This window comes from Myxococcus hansupus (assembly GCF_000280925.3).
Taxonomy (GTDB): Bacteria; Myxococcota; Myxococcia; order Myxococcales; family Myxococcaceae; genus Myxococcus; species Myxococcus hansupus.
This window is the reverse complement of sequence record NZ_CP012109.1, coordinates 3,872,651-3,898,555: the sequence shown is the minus strand read 5'-3', so window position 1 is coordinate 3,898,555 and position 25,905 is coordinate 3,872,651. Positions and strand designations below refer to the sequence as shown.

At 67.6% G+C, this 25,905-nt stretch carries 2 protein-coding genes (1 of these 2 running past the window's edge); both read right to left on the bottom strand.

Annotated features, from left to right (window positions below):
* On the bottom strand, positions 1-7,633 hold the 5' portion of the coding sequence (locus tag A176_RS15045) for an Ig-like domain-containing protein (protein ID WP_144429548.1). It extends 5,165 nt beyond the left edge of the window; the window shows 7,633 of its 12,798 coding nt (coding positions 1-7,633); its start codon is at positions 7,631-7,633; the stop codon falls past the left edge of the window.
* Positions 7,549-25,905, bottom strand: a complete 18,357-nt coding sequence (locus A176_RS15040; RefSeq protein ID WP_049872307.1) for an Ig-like domain-containing protein — start codon at positions 25,903-25,905, stop codon at positions 7,549-7,551. The genes A176_RS15045 and A176_RS15040 overlap by 85 nt, the downstream gene beginning before the upstream one ends.

Genomic DNA, 25,905 nt, shown 5'->3' with positions numbered 1-25,905 from the left:
TGGAGTGGACTTGATACTGGGTGCTAATCGGTTTTCGCAGGACGTAGAATTTGTCGGACGCGCTTACGCCAGTGAAAGTTCCTGAAACGCGAGACACCACCTTTGGGGACGCCGGTACACTGGCATCAATGAGCCACAAGCCTTCGTCCTCGATCGCAAGCGCGACAAGCTGATCGAGCACCGCGACCCCGACAGGCGCCTTGGGGGTTGTCAGCGTACCCAGAGTCGAAAGAAGGGGGGCCTCCGTGGAGCCTCCCAACTGCCCAATCCAGAGCCCTGTTGAAGTAGCGACATAGACCCGGTCCCCCAATCGGGCGAGTCGAGAGGCGCTTTCGAGCGCGACGTTGGCCAAGGAGTGAAGCACGACGGCTCCGGTTACCGTGCGCGTCAACTCTTGGGTCGAAACATTGCCGGCCCGGTCTTCAACACGAGCGCGGAGGGTCAGGACTGTCCCCTGCGGCAGGTCTGGCGGGATTCGATACACAAGCTCCCATCCACCGCGAGCGTGGCGAACCTCGTCGATAGACAGTTCGAGGGAGACGCTTTCCACGGCATCATCATCTGTCGCGGAGACACTCGCGGTCATCTCACTCCCGGCCGAGACGTACTCTCCAGATGGGTCGGTGTGGATGGCAACAATGGTTGGCGGCGTCACATCGTTGACGACGTTGAGCGCCAACGTGGCAGGTTCGGACTCGAGCCCAGCCCCGTTTCTGGCGACGGCGGTCACCGTCACCGTGCGCGTTCCACCTCCGAAGGGGATCCGCACGGGGACGATTGCATGGCCGCCGCTCACGCGCCCGGCTTCTTGTCCATCGACTCGCAACAGGATGCTTTCGCCGCCGGTCGTGCTCGCGACAGCCACTTCGATCGGGACACGCGCTCCTTCGTAAATGGGCGAGGCGTTGGCGCGCCGTAGTGTAGCAATAACGGGACGTTGCGCCGCCGCGCCATCATGGACCAACACCGTTCGTGTCAGTGGCGGACCTCGCGTCCCTTGCGCAGTCAGCGCAACAAACGTGACCTGGACCTCGCTAGGAGCTCCCGCTGGAACTTCGGGGGCAAGGAGTTCGCCGGCCAACCCTGGCGCTACGAATAGGACAGGATCGCCCCCCGCGACGGATACCTCCACTCGGTCCACCTGCGCCGGGTGTTCTGGGAACACCACGAACGAGAAGTAAGCGCCCTCCCCTACTTCCGTGGGCACGATCACATTCGCGATAGCGGGCCCCGATTCCTGCCCAGATTCACTCAACAAGACTTCACGTTGAATCACAACGTGGCGGCCCGCGAGATCCCGGACCGCCAATTCCACGGATGCGGATGCACCCGTCATGGGCATGTCAATCCAAGGAGGAAGCCGCGTGTCACGCGTCTCGGCGACCACCCCATTGATGGCCACAGCCGCGGTGAAGCCGTTGAGCGGCAGCGCGTCATCCGAAACCAGGGCGGACATTGGAACGCGTGTGCCCTGGGGAACCGTTGCAGGCAGATTCAAATCGACGTGGGGCGTTGCCGAGCCCCGGACGACAGGGAGGTAAGACACGCCCTTCGACGTTCCAGTCACCAGCGCCCCGGGTACCAGCGCCGCCCGTCCCATGAGTGCAGGATACATGCCTGCGCTCATGGGCGTGCCTCGAACGTCAATGACTCGAACGCCATCACGCGACCCCACCACCAACAACTCTCCGAAGGCGGAGGCGCTGAGCGCTTCGGAGTTCAGAGGAGCAGTCCCTCTGCTCAGAAGGTGCGTTGCCGAGTGCTCGGCTTCGACCAAGGAGAAACAACGGACTACGTTGCCAGCCACGCAGGCGCCACCGTCAGCGAGCGCAGCAATCGTCGTGATGGGGGCCTCCTCGATGGCGGTGCGTGCGAGTTCTCGTGGCGCGGAGGCCATGGGGACATCGATCGCCACCACCTCGGTTGTCGTCGTGGCGAAGATCCTTTGCCCTTCCGCAGCCAAAGCCGTCACGTTCCCCAGCGACAACTGGCTCGCCACCGCACCGTTGGCGTGCCGCAATTCAATACCTTGATCGGTGGCCACCGCGATCCAGTTCCTCGCCCCATCCACTGCGTGGGGCTCACGAACGAGAGGCACCGACTCCAAAGGCTTATGAATGAGGGCAGGCAACGTGAAGCGCTCAAGCGCCCCTGCTCCCTGCTTGCGAATGGCCACGACGATCTCATCACCAACGAATACGGCACCCACTGGGGTGCCAGTAAAGCGCTGCGAGGCCACTCTTGCACCGGCCTGCCGAGTCCGGAGCTCAAGCTCGCCAGTACCTCCACCATCCGAGCGAACGACCAGAATCTGATCCCCTCGGCTGGCGAGGACGACTGGCTCCAAGACGTCGCTGGCGTCCTCGACAATCCGGGCCTGACCTGTGGTCATCACCGCCAAGGTCCCATTCTGCTCGGCAACGGCCGACGCCCCGCCTGGGGCCTGGACCGTTGCCCGCATCACCACCGACGCGCCTTCAGGACCTTCGGGCAACCGAGCCTCGGCCAAAGAGGCCCCTGGCAGGTGCCTCAATGCCATTGGGCTGTCCCCAAGGCTTGCCGACAGTTCGGGCGTCACTCCTCCGTCGGTTTCACCCTTCAGCGTAAGCGCCGTTCCGCCCAGCAACAACGGACCCGAGGGCTCGCGAACAAGAGCGACGCCAATATGGCTTTGTCCGTCGTCAGCGACATTGATTTGGACGCGCGAAATGTGGCTCGACATGCCAGCTTCGTCCGTCACCTGGGCCGTGAGTTCCAACGGTACCGTGCCGCCATCAAGCACAGGGGCTACGAATTCCGCCTGCCACGGCGGTTGCGTCAAAACGCGTTCATCGGTGCCTGCCGTGACACGAACGGATGCGATCGCAACAGCAGCAGTTGCATTGACGGTTACGCCAAAGGGCTTCCCTTCCGGAAGCGTCGTTCCAGCATCCGGCGACGTGATCGCGGCGAAGGGGCGAGTCGGCGACGGCACCACGGTGAATGCGGCCGTAGCATCGCCCTCGTTGGCTCTGAAATCGCGTGCGACGACTCGAACCACGTGTGGCTCAGGGTTCGACACGAAGGGCGCTTGCCACGAAACTCTCCACGGCGGCGTGTGGGCCAGCCCAACCGAGGCCCCGTTGACGAAAACCTCGACCTCCGTGACGGCGTTCTCATCCGAGGCGAGCGCCTCAATCATCAAGTTCGAGCCACCGACGACTTGAGCCCCCGTCACGGGAGTCCGCATCACCACCGAAGGAGGCACGGAATCCCGAGTCACCGTGAGTGTCCGAGGGGCAGCGGCAGTGACCTGGCCTTTATTGTCCGTCGCATAGGCCGTCATGACGCGTTGCTCACTGGTCGCGGAGCCTTTCAGCAGGCCCAACGGGATGCTGCGCGACAGGGTCACGAGCGTTCCCGTTTGCCCCGCAAGCCTTGCCATCGGAACGCCATCCACGTGGAACTCCACGGATGTGACGCTTGAACTGTCCCTGGCCACGACAACGACACTTACGGAGCCGCCCTCTTCGATCGACATATCAGCAGCGGGCTGCTCGATATCGACCTCGGGCGGTGAGTCTTCGACGACCTGAACCACCACGGAGAAGGTGTCGCTGATGTTTCCGCTGGAATCCGTCGCCGTCGCTTTCAGGACCTGGCAGGTGTTCACCTCATCCTGGTGCCACTGGTACACGAAATGACCGGAGGGCGACCGGGGCACGGGCATGTCATTCACACTGAGCGCGGTCGTCACGACAGGCCCGCTGTCGTCGGTCCCCACAACCTGGAACGTCCAGTTCACGCCCGCTGCGAATGAGTCCTGGTTCACCACGATTGCTCCGCCCAAACGGCGGATCTCGACCGTCGGCTTCACGATGTCCAGGGTGCGGAAGCTCCGGGTGTAGACGCGGGCCACGTTGCCAGCGACGTCGGTGACTCCCGTGGCGGTCACGGCGTAGTACGTCGTCGAGCGGAGGCTCTCCGCGGGGGTAAACCGCAGGGTTCTCCCATCCGCCAGGAGCTGAGAAACGCCCGGAACGGGGACGCCCGAGGGGTGGAGGCGCAATTGCAACAGGCCAGCGCTCGCGGTCGACAACGGCTCATCGAACCGGAGGTCGAACACAGACGTCAGTGGCACGTTCGTGTTGCTGATGGTGTCCAGAGGTTCGATGCGCTCCCATTCCGGGGCGCGCACGTCACCGCGGTAGACCGCATTCGGAACGACGACTGAATCGGAGCCAAGCTGGGACAGCGTGAGCGTCAGGTGGCCAAGCCCTCCTGAGGGCACGTGTGCTTGAACGCTGGTCGCCCGGTTGGCCTGGGTCGACGCGACAGCGCCATCGAAACGGACTTCCAAGCCGTGATGGAAGCCAACGCCCGAGATCGTGACCCAGCCGCCCGCCACGTCCACGGTTCTTGGCGTCACGTCGACGAAGCTCATCGGTGCGGCATACACGAAGGGCGTCACCGCAACGGCGCTCGCACCGTCACCGCGGACGACCCGGACCACCGCCGGCCCCGCGGCCACGGACGGAGGGAGCGTTACGGTCAGAAGGTTGTCCTGCACCTCCCCGACGATCACGGCCTCCACGCCGCCGAAGAGCACCTTCGGAGCGGTTCCAAAACCGAAGCCCGACACCGTGACCGGAATCCCTCCGGCAACCGGGCCACTGGCAGGCGATACCGCATCCACCCGGAGGGACATCGGCACCCCGCCCGCACGCAGGGGATACTCCCAAGGCGCCAGGAGACGCCCCCCCGTCACGGAGGGCAGCGGCGCGAGCACCAACCGGGCAACGTAGGTTCGCTCCGAATCCAGAGGATTCGACGGAACGAACGTCAGTGCCGTCCCTGAAGGCACCGTGTTGCCCACCACCTGCAGCGCACCAGCCCAGAGCTGCAGCGTCGAGCCGGACAGCACCGCGCCTGGCAACGCCGTGGGGAGCCCCACGGCAACGCTTCCGTTTCGAGCGATGGCCGCGCCGGGCAACGGCCGCAGGGCATCGACCGTGGGGTACGGCACATCGAGGACCCGCAGCGAGTTGGCGACGCTCACCACCGCGACACCATTGACGATCGCCGCGCTCGAAACCGAACTCCCCATGCTCGCGAAGGTGCGCTCCACCAACGTGGAGCCTTGAGACGTATCCAGCCAGGAGACCCGGCTTCCCTTGCTGGCCAACAGCCAGGGACCGCTCAGGGTCAGCGTTTCGGAGGAACCGCCATTCGGATCCACCGCGGAGGCCAGGATCTGGGGCTCGCTCCCATGCGTGACGTCAATGAGGTGCAGTTGCGTCCCCGCGGACACCGCCACTCGGCTGCCCTCACGCGCCATTCCTCCCATGGGGCTTCCCAACCGGGGAATCTCGCCAAGCAACGGCAAGGCACTGCCTTCGGTGCTGCGCACTTCCAGCCGCGACTGGGTTCCGTCCTGAACGAGCACGAGCAGCGCGTCATCAACCACGTCCAGATCGATGACCGTCCCAGACCCCAGCGACGTTCGCGCGATGACTTCATATGCGCCATTGATCGGGGACATGAGCGCCAGCTCGTTCCCCCCTGCCACGGCGACGTAGGCGCCAGCGCCTCCCGCCGCGACTGCCCTCAACCCGACGTTGGGGGCAAGCGCGAACTGCACCCGCTCCAGTTCCAGCGGGCTGCAAGGCGCACTTGGGGAAGTCCCGCACACATTCTCCGCGATGCTGTACCGGACGACTTCGCTGCGCCCCGCCAAGAACAGGTCATCCCCGTGGATGACCATGTCCACGGGCCCACTGACGCCATTGACCGCCGAGCCCAGGACTCCAGGACTTCCCGCCACGGCGAAATCCACGACGGAGAGGCTCCTGTCCGTATGCGCCGCGAAGACGAGGTTGCCCCGGCGAGCCAGCACGGAGCCCATGTCGTTGAGCCGGGTGCGTTCCGCCAGGCTGAAGGTGAACCCGCCTTGCAGCGTCCCCTGCTGAGGATTCGCTCCTGGCGTGAGCACGGTCAGCGCCACACGGCCGATCACCTGATCCGGGACCGTGACGAGCAACGCTCCGGAATCGTCCATGACCACGGAATGTGCCGGCACCGTGTCGAAGTGGACTTGCGACCCGGGGAAGAGCCCCTCGCCCGTCACCCGCACCACCGCGCGGCTGTTGAACGTCGCATGCCGCGGCTGAACATCCGTCAGCACGGGCGCTACCAGATACCGGTACGCCCCCAGCAAGAGGTGAGACAGTCCACCCGGGTTCGTGACTTCGACCGCCGCGGCTCCGGCAAGCCCCGCGGGCGCCAGCACCCGCATGCGACTTCCGTCGGATGCCAGTTCCTGAATGGGCGCGGGGATGCCGCCAATCGTCACGGTGCAACCGCTTCGGAACCCGCTCCCCAGGAGCTCGACTTCGTTGCCACCGGCCGTCAGCCCGTAAGCGGGCGTCACGGAGGCAATCTCAGGACGCTCCGGTGAGGCATCCAGGCTGGTCCGGAACCGCACCCTCCCCTCTGTCCCCAACGTCGCGCCACGAAGGTCCTTCAGGCCCGCGCCGATTCGAAGTTCGTAGGCCGTATCCAACGCCAGCGGCGAGTACGGCGTGAGGACCACCTGGCCCCCCTGCACATCCGGGAGTACCTGCCGGGCCACCGAAACCATCTCTTCGGGCGTCCGCCGGTACAGCGTCACTTCGGTGGCACTCGTGGCCTCTGGAAGCGCGGTCAAAAGGACCTGCGCCGACTCACCCGGCGACACGACCTCCCCGTCTCGTGGATGCGTACCCCGGATGTCCAGCGTGTCGAGCTCCACGGAGGCGAGCGCCCCCGCGAGCGGCAGCGACGCATCCGCCGGATCGCTCACGGGCAGTTCGACGGGCGTCCCCGACTTGTCGAGGACCAACGTCCCCACGAGGAGATAGCGCCCCATGAAGGCCAGGGTTCGTGCATCGCCGACGACCGTGGCGCGGCCCAACTGCACGGGAGTCTCGCCTTCGCGAACGGAGAACCGCAGCACCTTGCCGCCTCCGGCCGCCACGTACGCCACGCCTCCCGCCACCCGGGTCTGCTCGGCGGAGGCCCACCCTCCCACGAGCCCGTCCACCGTCAGGGTGCCTGCCGGCGCCGGGTTCTGGATGTCGAACAGTTGGTAGATGGCGACCTGCTTCGCCTTTCCAAGCGAAACGAAGGCACGCGTTCCCTCCACCGTGATGTGCACCGCGGGCGCCGAGAGCGAGACCGTGCCGTGCGTGCTCAAACCGCCCGTCCGGGCGTCGAGGACATGCAGCAGGGGCGCCCCCACGGAGGCGCTCGAGACCAGCAGGTTGCCGCGGTGCAGCGCCATCGCACTCACGCCACCCGGAATGACCCGGCTGCCGACGCGAAGCGGACGACGGCTGCCATCCGCCAGGTCGAACACCTTCACGCCCTCCGCGTCACCCACGAAGAGCAGCGAGCCCCCCATCGCGATGTCCGTGGCCGCGCCACTGACCTCGAGCGGCAGGAAAGCCTCTTCGATGTCGGCGGGCTTCGAGACATCCACGACGCGGACGCCTCCCGCACCGGCTGCGACGTAGACCGTGTTGCCCCGCTTCAGCACCCGGTTGCTGCCACCTTCGCCCGGGAACTCGAGTGAGCTGATGACGGTGACGTGCGTCGGCTCGCTGAGGTTGGCCACCACCAGCCCCCCTTGCCCGTCCTGCGGTTCGCGGACAGCGGAGGCCCGCCATTCACGCCGTGAACATCGACCGTCGCTCCCAATGCGGCGTACGCCACGCCTGAATCGACGAGGACATCACGGACCGGCGCGGTCGCGAGACGCGCTATCGCGCCTGCGCCGTAGAGGAAGGAGCCAGGCAACGTGGAGGATGAGGCGCCCAGAGAGACGGACACATCAACCAGGCCTCCGGCGCGCGCGGGCGCGGTGGCTTCCGCGAACTGGCTGCTCAAGACGCGAACGTCGAACGAGTCCGTTCCACCAAACGTCGCCTTCATTCCAGGGGCAAATCCCCGGCCCTGCAGGCGAACGCGGGTCCCGCCCTGTTGCGGTGAACGGTTGGGCGCCAGGGCGCTCAGCAACAAGGGATCCCGGTACACGAAGCCGCCCAGTCGCCGGGCGGAGAGACCGCTCGGGTCGATGACCTCCACGGCGGCAGGGCCCGCGGCGCGGCCTCCTGGAATCAGGACGGACGGCGGAATGGACACGGCAATCGAGGTTCCCCCGACAGCAACATCCGCTCCCGCGAGCTGGCCTCCGACGCGAACGGTTGTGCCCGGCCGGAAGCCACTTCCCGTGAGCGTCGCCGCGGTCGTCTGGTCCGAGGGGCCCGCTGAAGGCTCCAACTTCGCGATGACCGGTTGCAGCGCGTCCGCAGCCACGACCCGGAAGGTGCCCACGAACGCCGAGGCCTGGGGCCTCAAATCGAACGACTCAAGCCCATTCAGCGTCACCGTGACCACATCTCCGGGCTCGAATTGCGCGCTCGGAGTGAAGACCACGGAGGACCCTCGGACCGCGTACTCGACGCGCCAAGTCCCCTCCGCCGTGAAGTCCTGTCCTGCCCGGACCACGGACACCGTGGCCGTCTGCGATGTGAGGGACGACTCCAGCACCGGGAGCGTGAAATCGACCCTCACGTGCGTGTCAGGACGTGCGTCACTGCCTGAAGCAGGCACCATGCCGACAGGGAGCAGTTCATTCGGCGGGACGGCTTGAACGGTGTTCTGGCCGCTCGTCGACACGAAGAGCGTGCCCGCCGCCCAGCCCAGGCCCGCCAACTCCGAGCCCAGGTCGGAGTTCTGCACCAGCTTGATGTCCGCCAGGTTCGACAGGTCGTACACGTACAGCCGCCGCCCCACGGTCACGTAGGCTCGATTCGCACGGACCACCAGGCGGCTGCGAACCAGCGTCTCATACGGACGGTTGGCGGCGTCCACGGTGACTCGCCCCTTCCGATCCCCTTGCCTGTCGTAGATGGACAGGTAGAGCCCACTCCCCTGGGTTCCCACGACGTTCGAGGTCAGTGCGAACAGGCGCTCGGGTCCGAGATCCAGCGCCAGGGCGTCCGCATCCAACGGCACGGTCTCCAGCAGCGGCAACGCCGGGGAGCTGGCATCGAACACCTGCACGTTCCCTGCAGCCACCGTGGAATCCACGGTCGAGACGTACGCCCACGGTCCCTCGATGCGCACCGACGTGGCCAGGCCCGCGCCGGGAACGGTGCTGCCCGTGGTGACCTGTCGCAGCAGGAACGGCGTTTCCGGATGCGTCACATCCACCACGGCAAGGCCGGCCACATCGTTCGCCAGCAGGGCAATCGCCCCTCCCACGTCCAGGCCCCGCACGGGCGACTCGGTGGCGAGCCCTCCCAGTCGCAGCGGCCGCTCCGGCAGTCGGACATCGAAGATCTCGAGGCCCGACGTCCCCGGTGAGGCAACGCCGACGTACAGCTTGTCCCCTTCCAGCTTGATGTCCGAGGCCACGCGCGGCGGGAACCCGGGGAGCTTCATGGTCTCGCCAATGGGCAGGTCATACGAGAAGACCCCTACCGGGACCCCGCCGCCTCCCGCACACCTGGTCTCAGGTGAAGACTCATCCGGAGGCATGAGCCGCACGGTCGCGATGCCAGCGCCATTTGCCTGGGGTGTCGTGAACTCGATTGAGGACAGGTCCACGATGTCCACGTCGACGCCCGGGCTGTCTCCGATGCACACCGTCGAGAGCGGAGCCACGGCACGCGCGGACATCGACAGGCGAACGCGCGTGTGACCCTCGACGGGCCCATGGTTCGGGCTGAGGGTCACTTGCCCGCTCAGGGGCTCCAGCGCCAGCAAGCCCGAAGGGAAATAAGCCTCGGGGAGTCCCTGGTCGATCACCCAAACGTCGATGGGGCCCGCAGGCAGCGGCGGCAAGGTGACCCTGAGTTCCGTGTCGGACCTGGAGACAATCGTGGCCTCGACGTTCGACGTGAGCCTCACGGCGATCGCGCCGCCCAAGCCCTTTCCTCGCAGGAAGACGTCTTGCCCGCCCGCCGTGGACACGGTGGACGGCTCAATCACTTCAATGACGGGCTGCTGCGCGTTCGCCCTGCCCGTCACGAACGACGTCCGCAGAGGAACCAACAAGGCGCCGCCGCGCTGATCCGTGACCGTTGTGTCGACCTGCAGCCGGTACTCGGCTTCGGGCTGCAACGGCGCATCGAGCGCCGCGACGATGGCGTAGTCGAGCTGCCCCGGGTTGTTGCGGACCGACAAATCCAGGGGCACCGCCACGCCATCGGGCCCCAGCAGCCGAACCGAATCGGTCGTGACGCTCGGCGCAGCAAGCGGGCGGCTTGTCTGGACGACGAGCTGCAGTCCGCTCGGAGGAACACGGGCGCCACGCGCTGGCGTGTAGTCCGTCACCAGCATGAACGGGGTCTCCAGCTCCGTCAGTTGGGTCTTTCCCGCCAGCAACAGCCGGTCGCCGACCGTCAACGAGTCGAGCGCGAACTCCGTGTTGCCACCGCTCAGTAGAACGGGAGCGGCGGGCTCGGAGACATCCACCAGGACGATGCCGCCTTCACCCGCGGAAACGAAGAGGACATCCCCCACGAGGCGCAAGCGCTGAGGCCGCCCCGGCGTATTCGACAACCTTTCGTCGAACGCGATCTGGGTGAGGATCGAGGGCGCCTCCGGGTTCGCGACGTTCACGAACGTGAGGCCGAATTCGGCCGAGGCGACAATGGCCACATCGCCGTGGACGACGACGTCCGTGAGGTTGCCAGCGATGGCAATCGACCCGACGACCTGCGCGTCAGCTCCCGCCGAGCCGTAGATGTAGAGCCGGTTGTTTGCGGGCAGCGCAGACGCGTCCTTGTAGGTCGCACGCGTACCGTAATCGAGCGACAAGTACGGAACCGGGGGCATGGGCTGGGCCGGCTCGCACTTCACGTACTGGGCACCCTGGTGCTCACCTGTAACGACGAAGAGCCGCCCGTTCTTCACCGTCGCGCCATAGGGCTGGAAGGCTTCGCCGCCGCCCACTTGCGATACCAGGACCGGGTCCGCGGGGTTGCGCGCGTCAATCAGGCTCAGAATGCCGCCGAAGCCAATCATCGGCTTCAAGGGGAGACAGAGGTTGGGCGGAGGCACAGTCGGGTCGTCTCGGAGGCCATTCGACAAGACCCACGCGCCCACCGGCGTCGGGATCACGCGAGAGGCCAGCATGCCTTCGGCGGAAGACACCTTGGCACGCCCCAGCAACTTCAGGCTCTCGAGCGTTCCATCGGGCTGCTCGGAGGTGCCGCGACCGTCAATCACCGACAAACCGCTCTGACCATTGGCGACATAGAGCTTGTCGCCCGAGATCGCCACGTCCAGCGAGTCCGGCATCAGCTCGACATCCGGCAACGGCGTCCCGTTGGGCAACCGTCCCTGCAGCACCGCGACCAGCCTGTCGATCTGCGCGTTGGCCGAGCCGTCCGGATTCACGACCTGCGCGCCAGCGGCCCTGGGCCGCGTCGCCAACTGCACGTCGAACGCCGCCATCCGATAGGACTGGGGGACCCGGCCATCTCCGGTGAGCTCCCCTCGGTACTCCTGTTCGAACCGGTTGCCGCTGACCGAGGAGCCACCCGACGCATAGATGTAATACGGAGACAGCGGGCTGCGAGACAGCGCGCCCGGCCTCACCGACAGCGCCTTCTCCTCGCCCGAAAACGGGAGACCGTAGCCCACACGATTGGGCGCGGTGCTTCGCTCGATGCCGTCAGGGGACACGACCACGACCGGCGCGTCGCCGAAGGAGCCCGGTCCCGCCACGGCGCGCATGCGGGTCAGTGACAGCACCTGCACCTGCGTCGCGGGAATGCCGCGGACCCGCACCTGCGTGGAGCCGAGCGGATGGGCCCAAGCCGGCAGGAAGCCCGTGCCCTGGATGTCCACCGTGCTCCCACCGCGAGGATTCAGGAACTGAGGGGTGGCGCTCTCGACGTAGAGCGGCAGCGTGTACAGATACCCACCCTCACGGCGCGAGCTCAGCCCCGTGGCCATGCTCCGCACCACCACGTCCGCCAGCCCGGGACCACCGGGCGGAATCTCCACGGTGAGCCGCCCCGACGACCGAGCAAGGACGTTCGCGGGTGCGCCACCCACGAAGACCTCGACGGATTCGTCGAAATCAAACCCGAGCAGCTCGCTGATCCCTCCGCCGGTGATTGGCCCCACGCGAGGAACGACCTGCGTGAGCCTGGGCGCGCCTCCTTCGGCCCCCGCGCTCCAGAACTCGACCTCGAAGGGCGCCACGAGCTGCGCGCCATCGCGGCTCTTCAGGTCCACACTCAACGACAGCCGCATGGGCGCGTCCGGAGGCAGCGGCTGGGCGAGATTGAAGACCATGGTGCTGCGGCTCTCTTGGGCGCTTCCCGCTTCCCACTCGCCAGCCACCAGGACGCCTCCCGCGGTGAGCTGGGCCGCGGAGTCGACGGTCGTGGGGTCCACGGTGGTGGACAACGTGACTGTGATCGAGCCGAGGTTCAGCGGGACCACGTCACCCGTGGAGACGGAGGCGCTGGTCACGGACAGCTCGGTCCCCGGACCGAAATCCAACGACCAAGTGCCCCCCGTGCGCTGACGCAGACTCACCACCCGTCCGCCCGGCGTCACGGCCGCCGCGAACGTGCTTCCCGCATGCGCGCCTGTGACATGGTGCAGGAGTTGCGCTTCGCGCGGGTTGCTCACATCCACGACCGCCACACCTGCGGCGCCCGCCGACACATAGGCCAGCGACCCCACCAGACGCACGTCGGTGGCGAACCCATGGACATCAACCGTTTTCAGGATCTCCGGATGCGCAGGGTCGCTGACGTCCACCAGCACCAACCCGGCACTGCCCGCCGCAACGACCGCGAGGGGGCCCCGCAACCGCACTCGCTGGACATTGAGATCCAGTTCCCCCTGCACCGCGAGAGGCCCCTCCACCGAAAGCGTGCGCAGGCGCCCGCCCGTGACGGTCCCTCCCTGCGTTCGGGTTCCCACACCGGCCACGGCCTGCCCGGCTTCGAGCGCCACGGCCTGCGCGTGCGGGGCTGAAGCGAAATCGCGAATGGGGAATGGCGCGTACGAGATGTCGAACGTGTGGAAGCCCGCGCTGGTGGCAGCCGCCAGCAGCCGGTCTCCACGGGCGTCCACATCGAACACGCCGGCCCCCAGGATGGCGCGCTCATTGACGAGAACGGGATTCGCGGGGTCTTGAATGTTGAACTCGTAGATGGCTCCCGCGAGAACGGCACCGTCCTCATCTCGCGCGGAGACACCGCTGGCGAAGAGCCGGTGTCCGCCTGTCGCGGGGTACGACACGGCCCACAAGTCTCCCGCGCTTTGGGTGCCGATGATTCGGTCGTCGCCATGTTGACCGTCTTCGTCCACAACCCCCGCCTGGCGGTCCGGCGGAATGGGGAGGCCCTGGAGCTCAGCATCCCCTCGCGTGTAGACGCCCGACATGTCCACCACGTGCAGGCCGTTACTACCGACCACATAGGCGTAGGAACCAATGACCACCGCGTCACGCAGGGTCCCCGCCAATGCCACGGAGGCGCCGACGGGGGCGTCGTAGATGAAGGCCCCTTGGAGCGTTTCGACAACGCCGTCGGGATTCTGGACGGAGACATCCACGACGCCTGGGGCCCCGTTCGGCGTGTAGGCCTCGAGCCTGTTCAACCCCAGAACTCGAACCCGCTGGGCCTCGACGCCATTGAAGCGAACGATGACTTGCCCATCGACCGCGAACCCGTGCCCCTCGATGATGACGCGTGTGCCTCCGGACGTGGGGCCGCGCGAGGGCGACACGCTCGTGAGGCCCAACGCTCGCTTGTAGAGGAACGCGCCCGGCATCACCAACGACGCCCCGGACAGGCTCGTCAGCTCCAGGGTCGCGGCACCTTCGACGCCCGGCGGCGTGAGCAGGGTCACCTCCGTTCCGTCCTCGGACACGGCAGGGGCTTCCGCGGGGACCCCGTTGAAGGTCACCTTGAGGCCTGGACTGAACCCACTGCCCTCGATTTTCAGTTCGGTCCCACCTTCCACAGGACCTTCCCGGACCGAAAGCTTCGTGACGTGCATGGGAACCGCGTCGCGCGCGGCCGCCGTGGTGAACTCCAGGGTGTAGGGCCCTGGCATGAGCGCCCCAGTCGCGGAGCTCCCTTCGACAACCTCACGGAGGCCCTGGACGACCAGTCGATACCGCTTCGACAGCCCCAGCTCCTGGTCGGCGGGCATGACCGACAGCTCCGTGCCGACCACCGACACTGTCCCGGTGACGTCCTTGCCTTCCGCCGAACCATCGAGTTCGTACAGCCGAATGGAGCTGTCCCCCGGGTTGCCCCGCGTCACCGGGACATTGAAGCTGAGCCGCACTGCCTCCGTGGGGCGGACATGCTCCTGGCCATTCTCCGGTGTGCTGGCGACCACCACGGGGAACGGCAGCCGAACCACGGCCAGGGCGTTCTTCGCGGCGCGCATATCGGTCGCCGAAATTGTCGCGACAGCCACGTCGCCGTCGATGTCCACACCGGACAGGCTGACCGCAGGATACAGGTCGATCGCGTCGATGCTCCGGGGCGACGCCATGCTGGACGCCTCGACGAGCTGCAACGATGCGGGACTGCCGAGCGGTCCAATGGGCGAGGTGATGCCCGCCATGACATGCGGATGGGCGGCCCCACTGACGAAGAGCCCCGAACGCATGAGAGGAGGAATGACCGCATGGACGTAGGGGCGTGACGTCGGCGTCAGCGAAACGGTGCGCAGCGACCGTGCAGCCGAAAGCGCTTGCGGACCGCGAATGTCCATCTCGCCGTAGTTTCCGGCCAGCTCCCCCAGGACGGAGAGCCCAGGCGTCGCGAGGTCCACGAGCAACGTACTGGTCGCCGCGTTCCGGGTGGCCTGAATCAACGCATGCCGTCCAGAGGCCGTGACCTTCTGCACGGACACGGGGCCGAAAACGCCCGCCATCAGGAAGTTCTGCTTCGCGCCCAGCAGCAGGGGCCGGTCCGGGTTCGCGATCGAGAACATCTGCAGGCCCGCCTCTCCGGCGGCGACGAGCGCGAGGTCCCCCACCAGGGAGACCGCATGCGCCGTTCCAGGGAAGCTCACGACATCCACATAGGTGGGTGCTGTCCGTTGCGTCAGGTCGAAGACGAGCAGTGCCGCCTGCCCTTCCCCTGCGACGTCCACGTGCGGCAGGGACTTCCCGTTGGCGACGACGAAGCCACGCGTTCCTCGGATCGCCAGCGCCACGGGCTCGTAGGGCGGCAGAATGGAAATGCCGCCGAGCACCGCTGCGTCCTCGGGCGTCGTGACATCCACCGCACCCAGTCCGCCCGGAATGCTGTTCGACAACAACTCGGCGGGCGTTCTCGCCGCGGTGTAGACCTGCGCCGCCGACAACACCCAGGCCGTCTTGTCCCGGAGCACCACGGCCAGGGGATTCCCCTGGGACAACTCGTGGTCCGACTGGCCACCAGGGTTCGCATGCGGATCGTGGCGGCCAATGACCCTGGAGACCGCGAGCCGGCTGTAGAGGAACGCACCGGGCGCGTAGGCGCGTTCGCCATCCGGATTCGTCACGAGCACGTCGGCGGGACCGAACACCCCCGCGGGCGTCACGGCGACCAGCCGTCCGGGAGCCAGGACCCGAACCTGTGTCGCCGCGGTGCCGTTGAAGGTCACGGTCGCGCCACGCTGGAAGCCCGCGCCCGACACTTCCACCTGCGTGCCACCGGCCACGGGACCCGAGGCAGGGGCCACCAACGACACCTGCAGCATCGGTAGATAGACGAAGCCGCCTACGACGGACGCTTCACCGCCATCCGGGTTGACGACCGTCACGACCGCGTGCCCCTCGACACCGGGGGGCGTGAGGAGAACGATGCTATTGGGGACCTCGGCGACTTGCAGCACCCGCGCCTCGGAGTTGCCGATGTAGACGCGGACCCCCGTTGCGAAGTGGTCGCCGTGAATCGTCACCTGCGTTCCACCCGCGAGCGGTCCCGCCGGGGGCGACACCTTCGACACGTTTGGCAATGCGTTGGCGGTCGCCCGGGTCTTGAAGCTCGCGATGAACGGCTCCGACAAGGCCGTTCCACCGACGCTCTTCACGTCCGTTGTCACCGAGACGAAGTACTGCGTCGACACGGCCAACGGCTGCGCGGGCGTGATGGTCACCGTCCTGCCGTCCGCCGCGAGCGTCGCGTCGACCCACTGGCCGATCGTCGCGTCCCCCTTCCGGAGCCGGACGGACTGCGCCGTGACGGTGTCGGGCGCGGGAGGCGTCGAGAACTCGATGGCCACCGGGGCGTTGACAGCCACCTGGGCCGCGCCGTCGTCGGGCGTTACGCCCGTGACGACGAGTCGCCCTGGCGTGAATGCCGCGCTCCCCGTCACCCCGAAGGTGGCGAGGGGGACACCCGAGGCGATGGACACTGCGTTCGCACGTGGGAGATTGGCCTTGAGCGGCTCGGAAGCATTGAGGGGATCGTGCTCCAGGGCTCCGTCCGGACGCAGCGCCGACACGGAAAGCAGCCCCTTGGTGGGCACGCCTCTGGCGTCCACCAACGAAGCGGCCACCACCGCGAGGTTGCCGCTCACCGCGACATCCGAGAGCCCCGTGGCGCGCAAGGCCGCGTTCTTCGGGCGATGCGTCAGGAGCGACTTCAGCAGTGGGCTGTTCGGCTGGGACAGGTCCACGACCGCCAACGTCGCCGCAGGGTCCTTGCACGCAACGTACGCGCGCGCGCCCTGCACCACGACACGCACGGCCTCTCCAGGCAGCGCGAGGTAACTCAATTCCCTGAAGGACGGATCGCGCAGGTCATGCACGCGGAGGCCCGCGGGACCTCCGGCCACGAGCAACAGGTGGCCTTGCACCGCGACGTCCTGGGCGGTGCCCGTGATGGGCCGCGTGTTCAAACGGACCGGGGCCTCTGGGTCCTCGATGTCGACCACGGCGACGCCTGCCGCGCCGTTGGCCACGAAGGCAAGGTGACCCGATACGGCCAACCCATGGATGGATTCACCCGGGAGGTCAACGGAGCCCTGCCTGCGCGGAATCACGCTCGGTACGCCGGCCAGGTCGATGAGCGTGAGCTGCGGCGGATACTGCACGGTGCTCGGGGTACCCGAGCGTCCGGTCGCCACCACGGCCAGATCCCGCAACAGCACAGCGGCTCGCGGCGGGCCATCCACGAACGCCTTGCCCAGCGTCGTCGCAGTCCCCTCGCCAAGCTGGACCACGGCGACCTGATGGTCGTTTTCCTTATCCAGTCCGAGCAGCAGCCGGTCAAGCGGGCCCTCTCGCATGAAGGACTGCACGCCACCCTGGAACGGGTCGAAGGTGAAGGCCGGCGCCATGCCGATCTCCACCTTCTCCGTGGCCGACATGCCCCGGTTTTCACTGGGGTCCATCGCGGCGGCGCGGAAGGACAGCTCGGCACCGGCCCGGTCCGTGGGCACAGGCCAGTTCACGCTGAACAGGGGCCTGTTCGCGGGCCCTGGGACGGACACCGTCGTGGAGCCGATGACAACGCCATCCAGCAGGAATTCGACGTTCGAGACCGTCGCGTTGTCCGACGCAGCGGCGGACAGCGTAATGGACGTCCCTTCCGTCACCACCTCGTGGCCGGGCGGATCCACCAGATCGACTTCGGGCGGGACCGTGTCCTGCACGGTCCCCAGGAGCACCGGCTGCGACTCCGTCTCCTGGTCCGCGGAGTCGACAGCCACCGCGGTCAGGACGAGGGTCCGGTTGCCGCTGCCCAGCTCGGGATGGAACGTGGCGGCGTAGACCGTGGGCTTTCCAGCGAAGCCCGCCGGAGCATAGGAGGTCGCCACGTTCCGGCCGTCCACGAAGAAGTGAACGGCCTTCACGGGCCCTTCACGATCCCTCGCGTCCGCCTCCAGCCTGACCGCCGCGCTTTCGAAAATCGCGCTGCCCGAAGGCGGACCGGTGATGGCCACCGTGGGCGGTTGGTCCTTTTCAATGGTCACGGAAACGGGGCTGCTGAACACCTCCTGGCCCGCGACATCACTCGCGCTGGCGCGGAACGTCAGGGTCGCAGGCGGATCGATGCCCAAGCTGCGATCCGGCGTGTAGATGAACTCGAAGGGCAACTGGTTGCGCCGGCCAATCTCCACCTCGGATTCACCCGGGCGCGTCACGAAGAAGCGCACGTTCGCGACCGCGACGTCGTCCGAGGCCTCCGCCACCAGGGCAGTCGGACGACCGGCGACCATCTGGGAAATCGGCTTCAGCGCGACAACGGGCGGATCGTCCTTCACGACACCGACCCTCACCGTACTGGAGGACGTGAGGCCAGACGTGTCCGTCGCGGTCGCCTCGATGGAGAGCTGGCTGCCCACCTTCGCCTGCGGCACGCGGTACGAGAACGCGTACGGCGGCGCGGGCATGGTGACGTGGTCCCGGCCGTCGATCTTGAAGGCGACTCGAACGACGCCCACGTTGTCGTCCGCGGTGGCTTCGACGCGCAGGACTTGCCCCTCGACCATTTCCGATTGGTCCGCCGGACGGAGGAACGACACCACCGGGGGCGTCTCATCCTTTTGCACGGACACCTGGACCACGGGGGCGCGCGCCTCCTTCCCGGACGTGTCTCTCGCCGTGGCCCGCAGTGTCAGCGTGCGGTCCTTTGAGCCAAACGGAAGCGGGACGCGGAACCGATAGGGCGCGGTTGAAGCGGAAAGTCGCAGCGTCCCACCGATGCCGCCTTCAACGACCGCTTCGACGGACGTGACGCCCACGTCGTCTTGCGCCGCCACCACGAACGCGAAGTCCCGTCCCTCGGTGAGCGTGACGCCTGCTCGAGGCTCGGCGATGGCCACCGTGGGAGGCTGGTCCTTGACGACAGGGAGGTGCACCACCTGGCTGCGAACTTCGTGGTTGAACGAGTCTCGCGCGGCGGCCTGGATCGTGAGGGCCTCCGCGCCTTCCGGGACAGGAACACTGAAGACGAACGGCGGAGCCCGAAGCACGAGGCTCTGCTCCACACCATTGACGAAGAGCCAGACACTGGTGACCGCCACGTCGTCCTCCGCGGACACCGTCACCGTGACGAAGCTCTGTTCGACGACGCGCGTGCCGTCGACTGGCGAGATCAGCGACACCGCGGGCTCGCGGTCCCGAACGATGTCGACCAGTTGGAGCGCGAGCTCATTCTCGTTGGAGTTCCCAGCGGAGTCCCGGACGCGGACCGCGATCAAGTAGGGGGCGGAGTCCCCTGCCCCCAGCTCGTTCAATCGGGGGACCGTGAACTCCGCGCGGACCACCGGGCTGGAGTAGGAGTAGCCGTCCCGCTCACCCGCCGAGTCCGGGCTGAATCCGCCCGCGGTCCGGATGACTCGAAGCTGGTTCAAGGTGGGGCCGACGAGGATTTCGAGCTCCTCGATGAAGATGTTGTCGATGCCCACGGCTTCGACAATGACCGCGCTCCCCTCCACCAGGTCCTGGCCGAAGGAAGGCCGGAGAACGATGCCAGTCGGCAGCGTCTGGTCGGGGACGACCTGAACAGTGTGCTCCGACCAGGAGACGTGCCCTTCCTGGTCGGTGGCCACGGCGCGAAGGGTGATTCGTGTGTCCGGACGGCTCGGATCCAAGGCGACGAATCCCGGTGGCAAGCGAACGTTGCCCCGGAACTCCTTGACCCGCGACAGGTCTCTCCGGAAGTCATCCGGCAGCCGCGCGATGGCGCTCTGGAGCATCGGGTCGTTGGCCAGCGGGTAGCTGCCCTCCGAACCGTCTCCTGGCATGGCGCTGATGTCATTCGCCTCGGCCCTGGACACGGACAACGCCCGTTGACCATTGAGGAAGTACTCGACCCGGGCCACGCCCGTGTCGTCGGCGGCCACGGAGGAGAGCACCAGTCCGAGGCTTCCCTCGGTGAGCGTGGCACCCGCCACCGGACTGGCGATGACCAGTGACGGAGCCTGCGGCTTGCGCCCCTCGATGACGAGTCGCAGTGACTGCTGCGCGCCCAAGGTATCGGTGACCCGGACCTGCAAGACCGTGGGGGCACCGTTCGCCCCGGGCGGCGGGGTGAACGTCACGGTCTCAAGGGCCTCCCGCGCTCCCGCGGGCGGCGTGACGGACCGTAGGGTGGCGCCCAGGTAGCTGATTTCAATCTGCGCCAGCCCGACGTCGTCGCTGGCGGCCACATCCACCGAGTGCGGCACGGCCTGAATCAACCGGACATAGCCGCTGTTCAGCTCGGTCTCGGAGATGTTGTGGAGCCCTCCTCCTTGCGGCGTCAGGTCATACCTGAGCCGTCGCAGCGCGACCTGCGGCGGCCTGTCTTCGTGGACATCCAGGTAGAGCGGCTGCGACACGGACGCATTGCCAGCCTGGTCCACGGCAATGGCCGTGATGGCGATCGGGACGCCGGCCGTTGGCGCCGGAATGGAGATGGGGAAGCCGACGTCCGTGAGGTCACGTCCTTCTCGCGTCCCCCGAGGTGCTCCATCCACGAGCAGTTCGACGCGACGGACCTCCACCGCATCACGGACCTGGACGCGCACGGTGAATGGCATGCCGGCCACCACGGAGCTTCCCGCGATGGGCTGGCTGATTCGGACCTCGGGCCCTTGGGTGTCGGGAACGGCGGCCACCTGCTGACTTCGCAAGGTCACAGCGCCCGCGAGGTCACGAACGACCGCGCTCAGGGTGACAGGGCTCGGGGACCAGCCCGCCGGCAGGCGATAGTCCGTTCTCACGGGCGTGCTCTTCCCGGGCGTCACCGTCATCGCCCAGGGCTGCGCCGTCATCCGTTCACCACCCGCCCCGGCCCGGACCTGGACGAACTGGTTTTCGTAGCGAATGCCTACGTCCGAAACAGCGGAGGTCGCGTTCGTTCCCGGCTGGGCGAGGAACGCCACCCGGACGTCCTCCACGACAAGTCCAGAGGGGAACGTCAGGTCCGCCTGGTGGGGCGCCGTGCTCAAGTCCACCTGGCGCACGCCACCCGGATGCCGGGCGATGAAGGACTGCACGGAGGCGTTCCCCTCCATCCCTGGCGTCACGGTGAACTGGTAGCGGACCTCGGCCTTGAGGCCGGTTGCCGCTTCGGGCTCGGCGGTCAAGATGAGGCGTCGGGGTTCGCCCGTCACCACACCCGTGGCCGGTGTCGAGACCTCCAACGCGGTGGGACCCGCGGTCACCGCGAAGGCCTGAGCAGGCCCGAACTCCAACCGGATGGCGGAGCCGTAGGCGTTCCCGGACGCCCCTGACGTCGGAAGCAGGAAGCGGCCCTCGCCGGTGAAGTTCACGGGCGCGACGGTCGTCGCCAGCAGCCAGGCCGCGCCGATGCCCGTGTCTTCTTCGACTTCCACCACGGCGGCCTGCGACGCCTCCTCGATCAACCCTCCCCCGCTCGCCGGTTGAACCCAGCGCACCACGGCCGGGACATCCGCCACCAACTCACAGCTCACGCTCGCGTGGGTCGTGCGGCCCACGGCATCCGTCGCCTGGGCCTTGGCGGTGTAAGTCCGGGAACCAAACGTCCCCAGCGCGGGCAGCGTCAGGTCCCAGGTGCGCGAGACGCGCGGCCCGGGCGTGAAGCCGGTGACTTCGAGCGGCGCGTTGTCGGCTTCCGCGCTGAACGTCTGGATGGTGCCGTCGTCCGTGACGTCGACATGGAGCGTGATCTGGGAGCCGGCCACACAGGACTTGTCGGAGGGCGTGCCCTGGAACCGCATCGTGACGCGAGGGGCCTCTGAGTCCTGGGCCTCGACGATTTCCAACGCCAGGTCCTGGGTGGGCGTGGCGTTGCCCGCCGGATCGAAGGCCCGTGCCCTGAGGACGTACTGTCCCGCCGCGACGCCTTGGAGTTTGACCGTGCCCTCGAAGCTCGCGAAGAACCGACGGCTGATGAGGATCTCGCCAGGCGCGAGCGGATTCGGAACCCGGGTCTCCTCGTAACGGCTGTCCTTGGCGGACAGGAGGGTGTCCGCGCCCACCAGCGGCACACGCGTCCCGTCCTGAGCCGCCAGCTCCACCTCGACCTTCGCCACACGAACGTCGTCCTGGACCGCGACCCGCACGCCCAGCGCGCCGTTGAATCGCACGGAGAAGGGGCCGCCATTGCTTGGTGCCGCGGGTGCCAGCAACTCCGCCGTCGGGGCTTCGGTGTCCGCTCGGACCGAGAGGTGTACTTCGGCCTTGCCCGTCTGGCCCGCTGTATCCCGCACCTCCACGCCCACGGTCGGCAGCGCGCCTTGGCTGATGATGGGCGCCCAGACGGTGAAGGACTGCTGGGCGCTGATCGGAATCACCGGTCCCGTTTCGGGAAGAACGCCCTGCCGTTGCCCTCCCGACAGGCCAATCATGCCGATGATGCCGTCGTCATCGCCCACCGTGGCGACGATGCGGACGTCCTCACCTTCCTTGTAGATCGTCCCAGAGGCCGGTGACGTCAGCGTCACCACGGGCGGCAGGTCCTCGACCACCGCGACCTCGAGCTCCCGCTCCGCCGTGAGTCCAGACGAGTCCGTGGCCACGGCCCTCAGCTTCAGTTTCCCTTCCGTGGGAATGGCGGTGGCCGGCAGCGACCACCGGTACACGTGGTACAGGTTCTCCTCGGTGCCCTGGGTCAGTGCACCCAGGCTGTGGGGCGCGAACAACTCGACCCTCGCGACCTTCACGTCGTCGGCCGCGGCGACCTCCACGGAAAGCGGACGCCCCGCGAAGACGGGAGCGCCGAGGAGCGGCGCGCGGAAGGTCACCAGCGGTTTGCGGGTGTCCGGAACCACGGTGAGGAAGGCCTCCGCCGTGGATTCAGAAGCCTGGTCGCGCGCCCGGGCTTCCAGTCGGACGGTGCCCGGCGGCCCATCGACGGTGAACGAAAAGCGGTACGGCGCCACCACGGCCGTGCCTTTCGACACGCCATTCACCAGGAGCTCCACCGACGTGACACCCACGTCGTCGGTGGCGAGCACCTCGACGTGGATGTCCGTGCCCACGGTGGCCTCGGTCGGCGTGGACGGCGCGAACGCCACCGAAGGTTTGGCATCGTCGGTGGTGTTGACGGTGACCTTGGGCGCCACGCCGACGTTGTTCGACGAATCGTAGGCATTGGCCTCCAACGTGTGCGTCGCGGCGGTCCCCAGTTGGGCCGCCGTGAGCACCGTGTGCGTGACGAACGATCCCCGCACGCCGCCTTGCGTTCCGGGCGCGTTGTCCGTGAAGACCACCGTGCCGTTCAGGAGGATCTCCACCTTGGACACGGCGACGTCATCGAGCCCCGCAACGGTGACCAGCAGGTCACTCGTCCGGGGCACCGACACGTTGTTCCTGGGAACGACGAAGGACACCGCGGGCGCCTTGGTGTCCGGAACAGCGAAGAACTTCACCTGGGTTCGGGCGGTGTTCCCCGCGGAGTCGCGGGCTTCCGCGACGACCGTCAACTCCGTGGACGCCGTAACGGACGGCAGTGTGTAGGCAACGTTGTAAGGCGGTACGGAGGATCTGCCTACGACTGACTCCCCCACCAGCCACCGGACCTCCACGGGGTCGGGCGTGTCGTCCGTCACGCTCGCGGTGAGCCGGACCTGGCTTCCGCCCACCAGCACCAGGGATGAGGCTGGGGAAAGAATGGCGATGTGGGGCGCGGCATTGGCCTTGGCCGTGACGGTGAAGAGCCTGGACGCAACATTCCCAGCGCTGTCCGTCGCCACCAACTCCAACCTGCGGGCGCGCCCCACGTCTGTACGAGCGGGCGTCCACGCCAGATTGAACCGCTCGCTCCCCGACGCCGTTCCGCCCGTGCCTCCGCGCGCGACACGCACGGCGTCCACGGTGGTGCCATCCACGCGCAGCGACACCTGGGTGCCGAAGGCCAGGGCGTCATCGCTCACGGTGCCCGTCACGCGGAAAGGCGTGCCCGCAACGGCGTCCGCGGTGGCCGTCTGAGGCTGCTCCACGCTCAAGAGCGGTGGCGTGTCCCGGACGACGCGCACCAGCAAGGTGTCGGACCGGACCAGGGCACCGCCTCGATCCAGGGCCTCCACCCGAATGGCGAGGCTCGTTCCAGCCGTGCCGGACCGAGGCGTGAAGGTGAGTTCCCAGAGGGGGACGGGGATGATGTCCCCCGTATTCGGATGCCTGCGAATCTCGACCCGCGGAAGGTCCACGGAGCCCGCGAAGACATCGTCGACGTAGTACCGCACGACCTGGAAGTCCTCGGTCGAAAGGCCGCCACCCGTCCAAGCCCCGCTCGTGACACGCAGCACCTGGGGAAGCCCCTGAACGAGCAGAGAGCCAGGCGTCGGCGCCTCGATGACCACGGGCTGGGTGCTCGGTGCGGCAACGCCCGCGACCCGCACCTTCACCACCGGTGCTTCAACCCGTTGGCCGCCGCTGTCCACGACCGCCGCGGACAGCGACATGGTGGCGCCACCATACGGAGGGGCCTGGATGCGCATGGAGTACGGCGCTTCCATGTCCCTGCCCGCGGGGACCCCGTTGACCAGGAACTCGACGTACGACACCGAGATGTCGTCCGTCGCGGTCGCATGGAAATCGAAGGAGGTTCCGGCGGTCACCGTCGAGGGGGCCGCGATTCGGATGGTGGGAGCACCGTCGCGTACCGCCACGTCGATGGACGCATTGAAGGCGTCATGCACGGCGCGAATCCGGGCCACGCCCGGGCGCAAGCCCGTCACCCTTCCGTCCTGCCCCACCGTGGCGACATCCGATGCCTCGGAGGTCCACACGGTTCCCAGGCTGCCCGCGGTGAGGTCCACGCGACGCTCACCCGTTGGCGCCGCGGGATCCGACAGGATGCCCTCCAGGCGCAGTGCCAACGTCCCGCCCACGCGCTCCACCGTGGGCTGCAAGGGCAGCAACTGGACCCCAACGAGGTCCGCATCCGAGTCCACCACGACAACCGCGGTCTCGGTCACCCCCGCGAAGGTCGCAGTCAGCGTGGCCGTCCCGTCATTCCGAGCCTGGACGACGCCTTCCGGCGACACGACGAAGATGGATGCATCGGAGGACGCGTAGACGACGCCCTGGAGCGCACCACTGAGGTTCACATCTCCCGCGAGCGAGAAATGCCCCGTGACCTGCACCGGCACGGACGAACCGTACCCTCCGGAGAGCAGCAAGGGAGACGGGCTCAACGAGATGCCCACGAGCGGATCGAACGCGCGCCCGCTGGTGAACTCGACGGCGGAGGTGTTGACGACCCGTCCGTAGGGGTCCTGGACGGCGACATCCACCACCACCACGCCATCCGCGGGAACCTGCGTTCCATTGAGCATGGGGACGACGAAGTCGATCTGCCCCGAGTTCTGCTCGCGCGGGCGCGACATCAGCCGCCGAACGCTGGCGAAGGCCACGGACTCCGCGTCGCTCAGGCTTCCCTGCACCCGCCGCAGGGCCTCCACCGACGCGCCGACGAGCGTCAGCTCCGCGGACGCCACGGGCCCCTGGGCCTGCACGCTGACGACGAGGTGCGACAGGTCCTGGCTCGCGTTGACGCGCACCGAGCCCGCGGGAACGACGGGAGGCGCCTGGGTCAAATCGAACTGGGCGATCAGCGGCGTCCCCGTGCCGCCTTCCGTGGGGGATGCCTCGACCTCCACCACGGCGTCCGACGGCAGCTCCCGGCGCAGGGGCACCCGGACGTGGAACGGCACCGCGCCAGCCAGGTCCCGGTTCACCACCAGGTCTCGCACGTCCACCACCGTGCCGGACGATGCCGAAGTCGCCTTCACGGCGACGCGAATCTGGCGGGCGTCGCCTTCCACGGACAGGCCCAGGTCGAGCGCCGTCGTCCCCGGCCGAAGAGGCGTCAGCGGAAACGCAGTGGCCACGCGCGACTGCGCCTGAGCGCTGCCCGCGACAACGAGTCCGGCCACCAGCGCAACCAGCGCCAGGCCCCGCTTCAGGTCAACCAGGAGCAC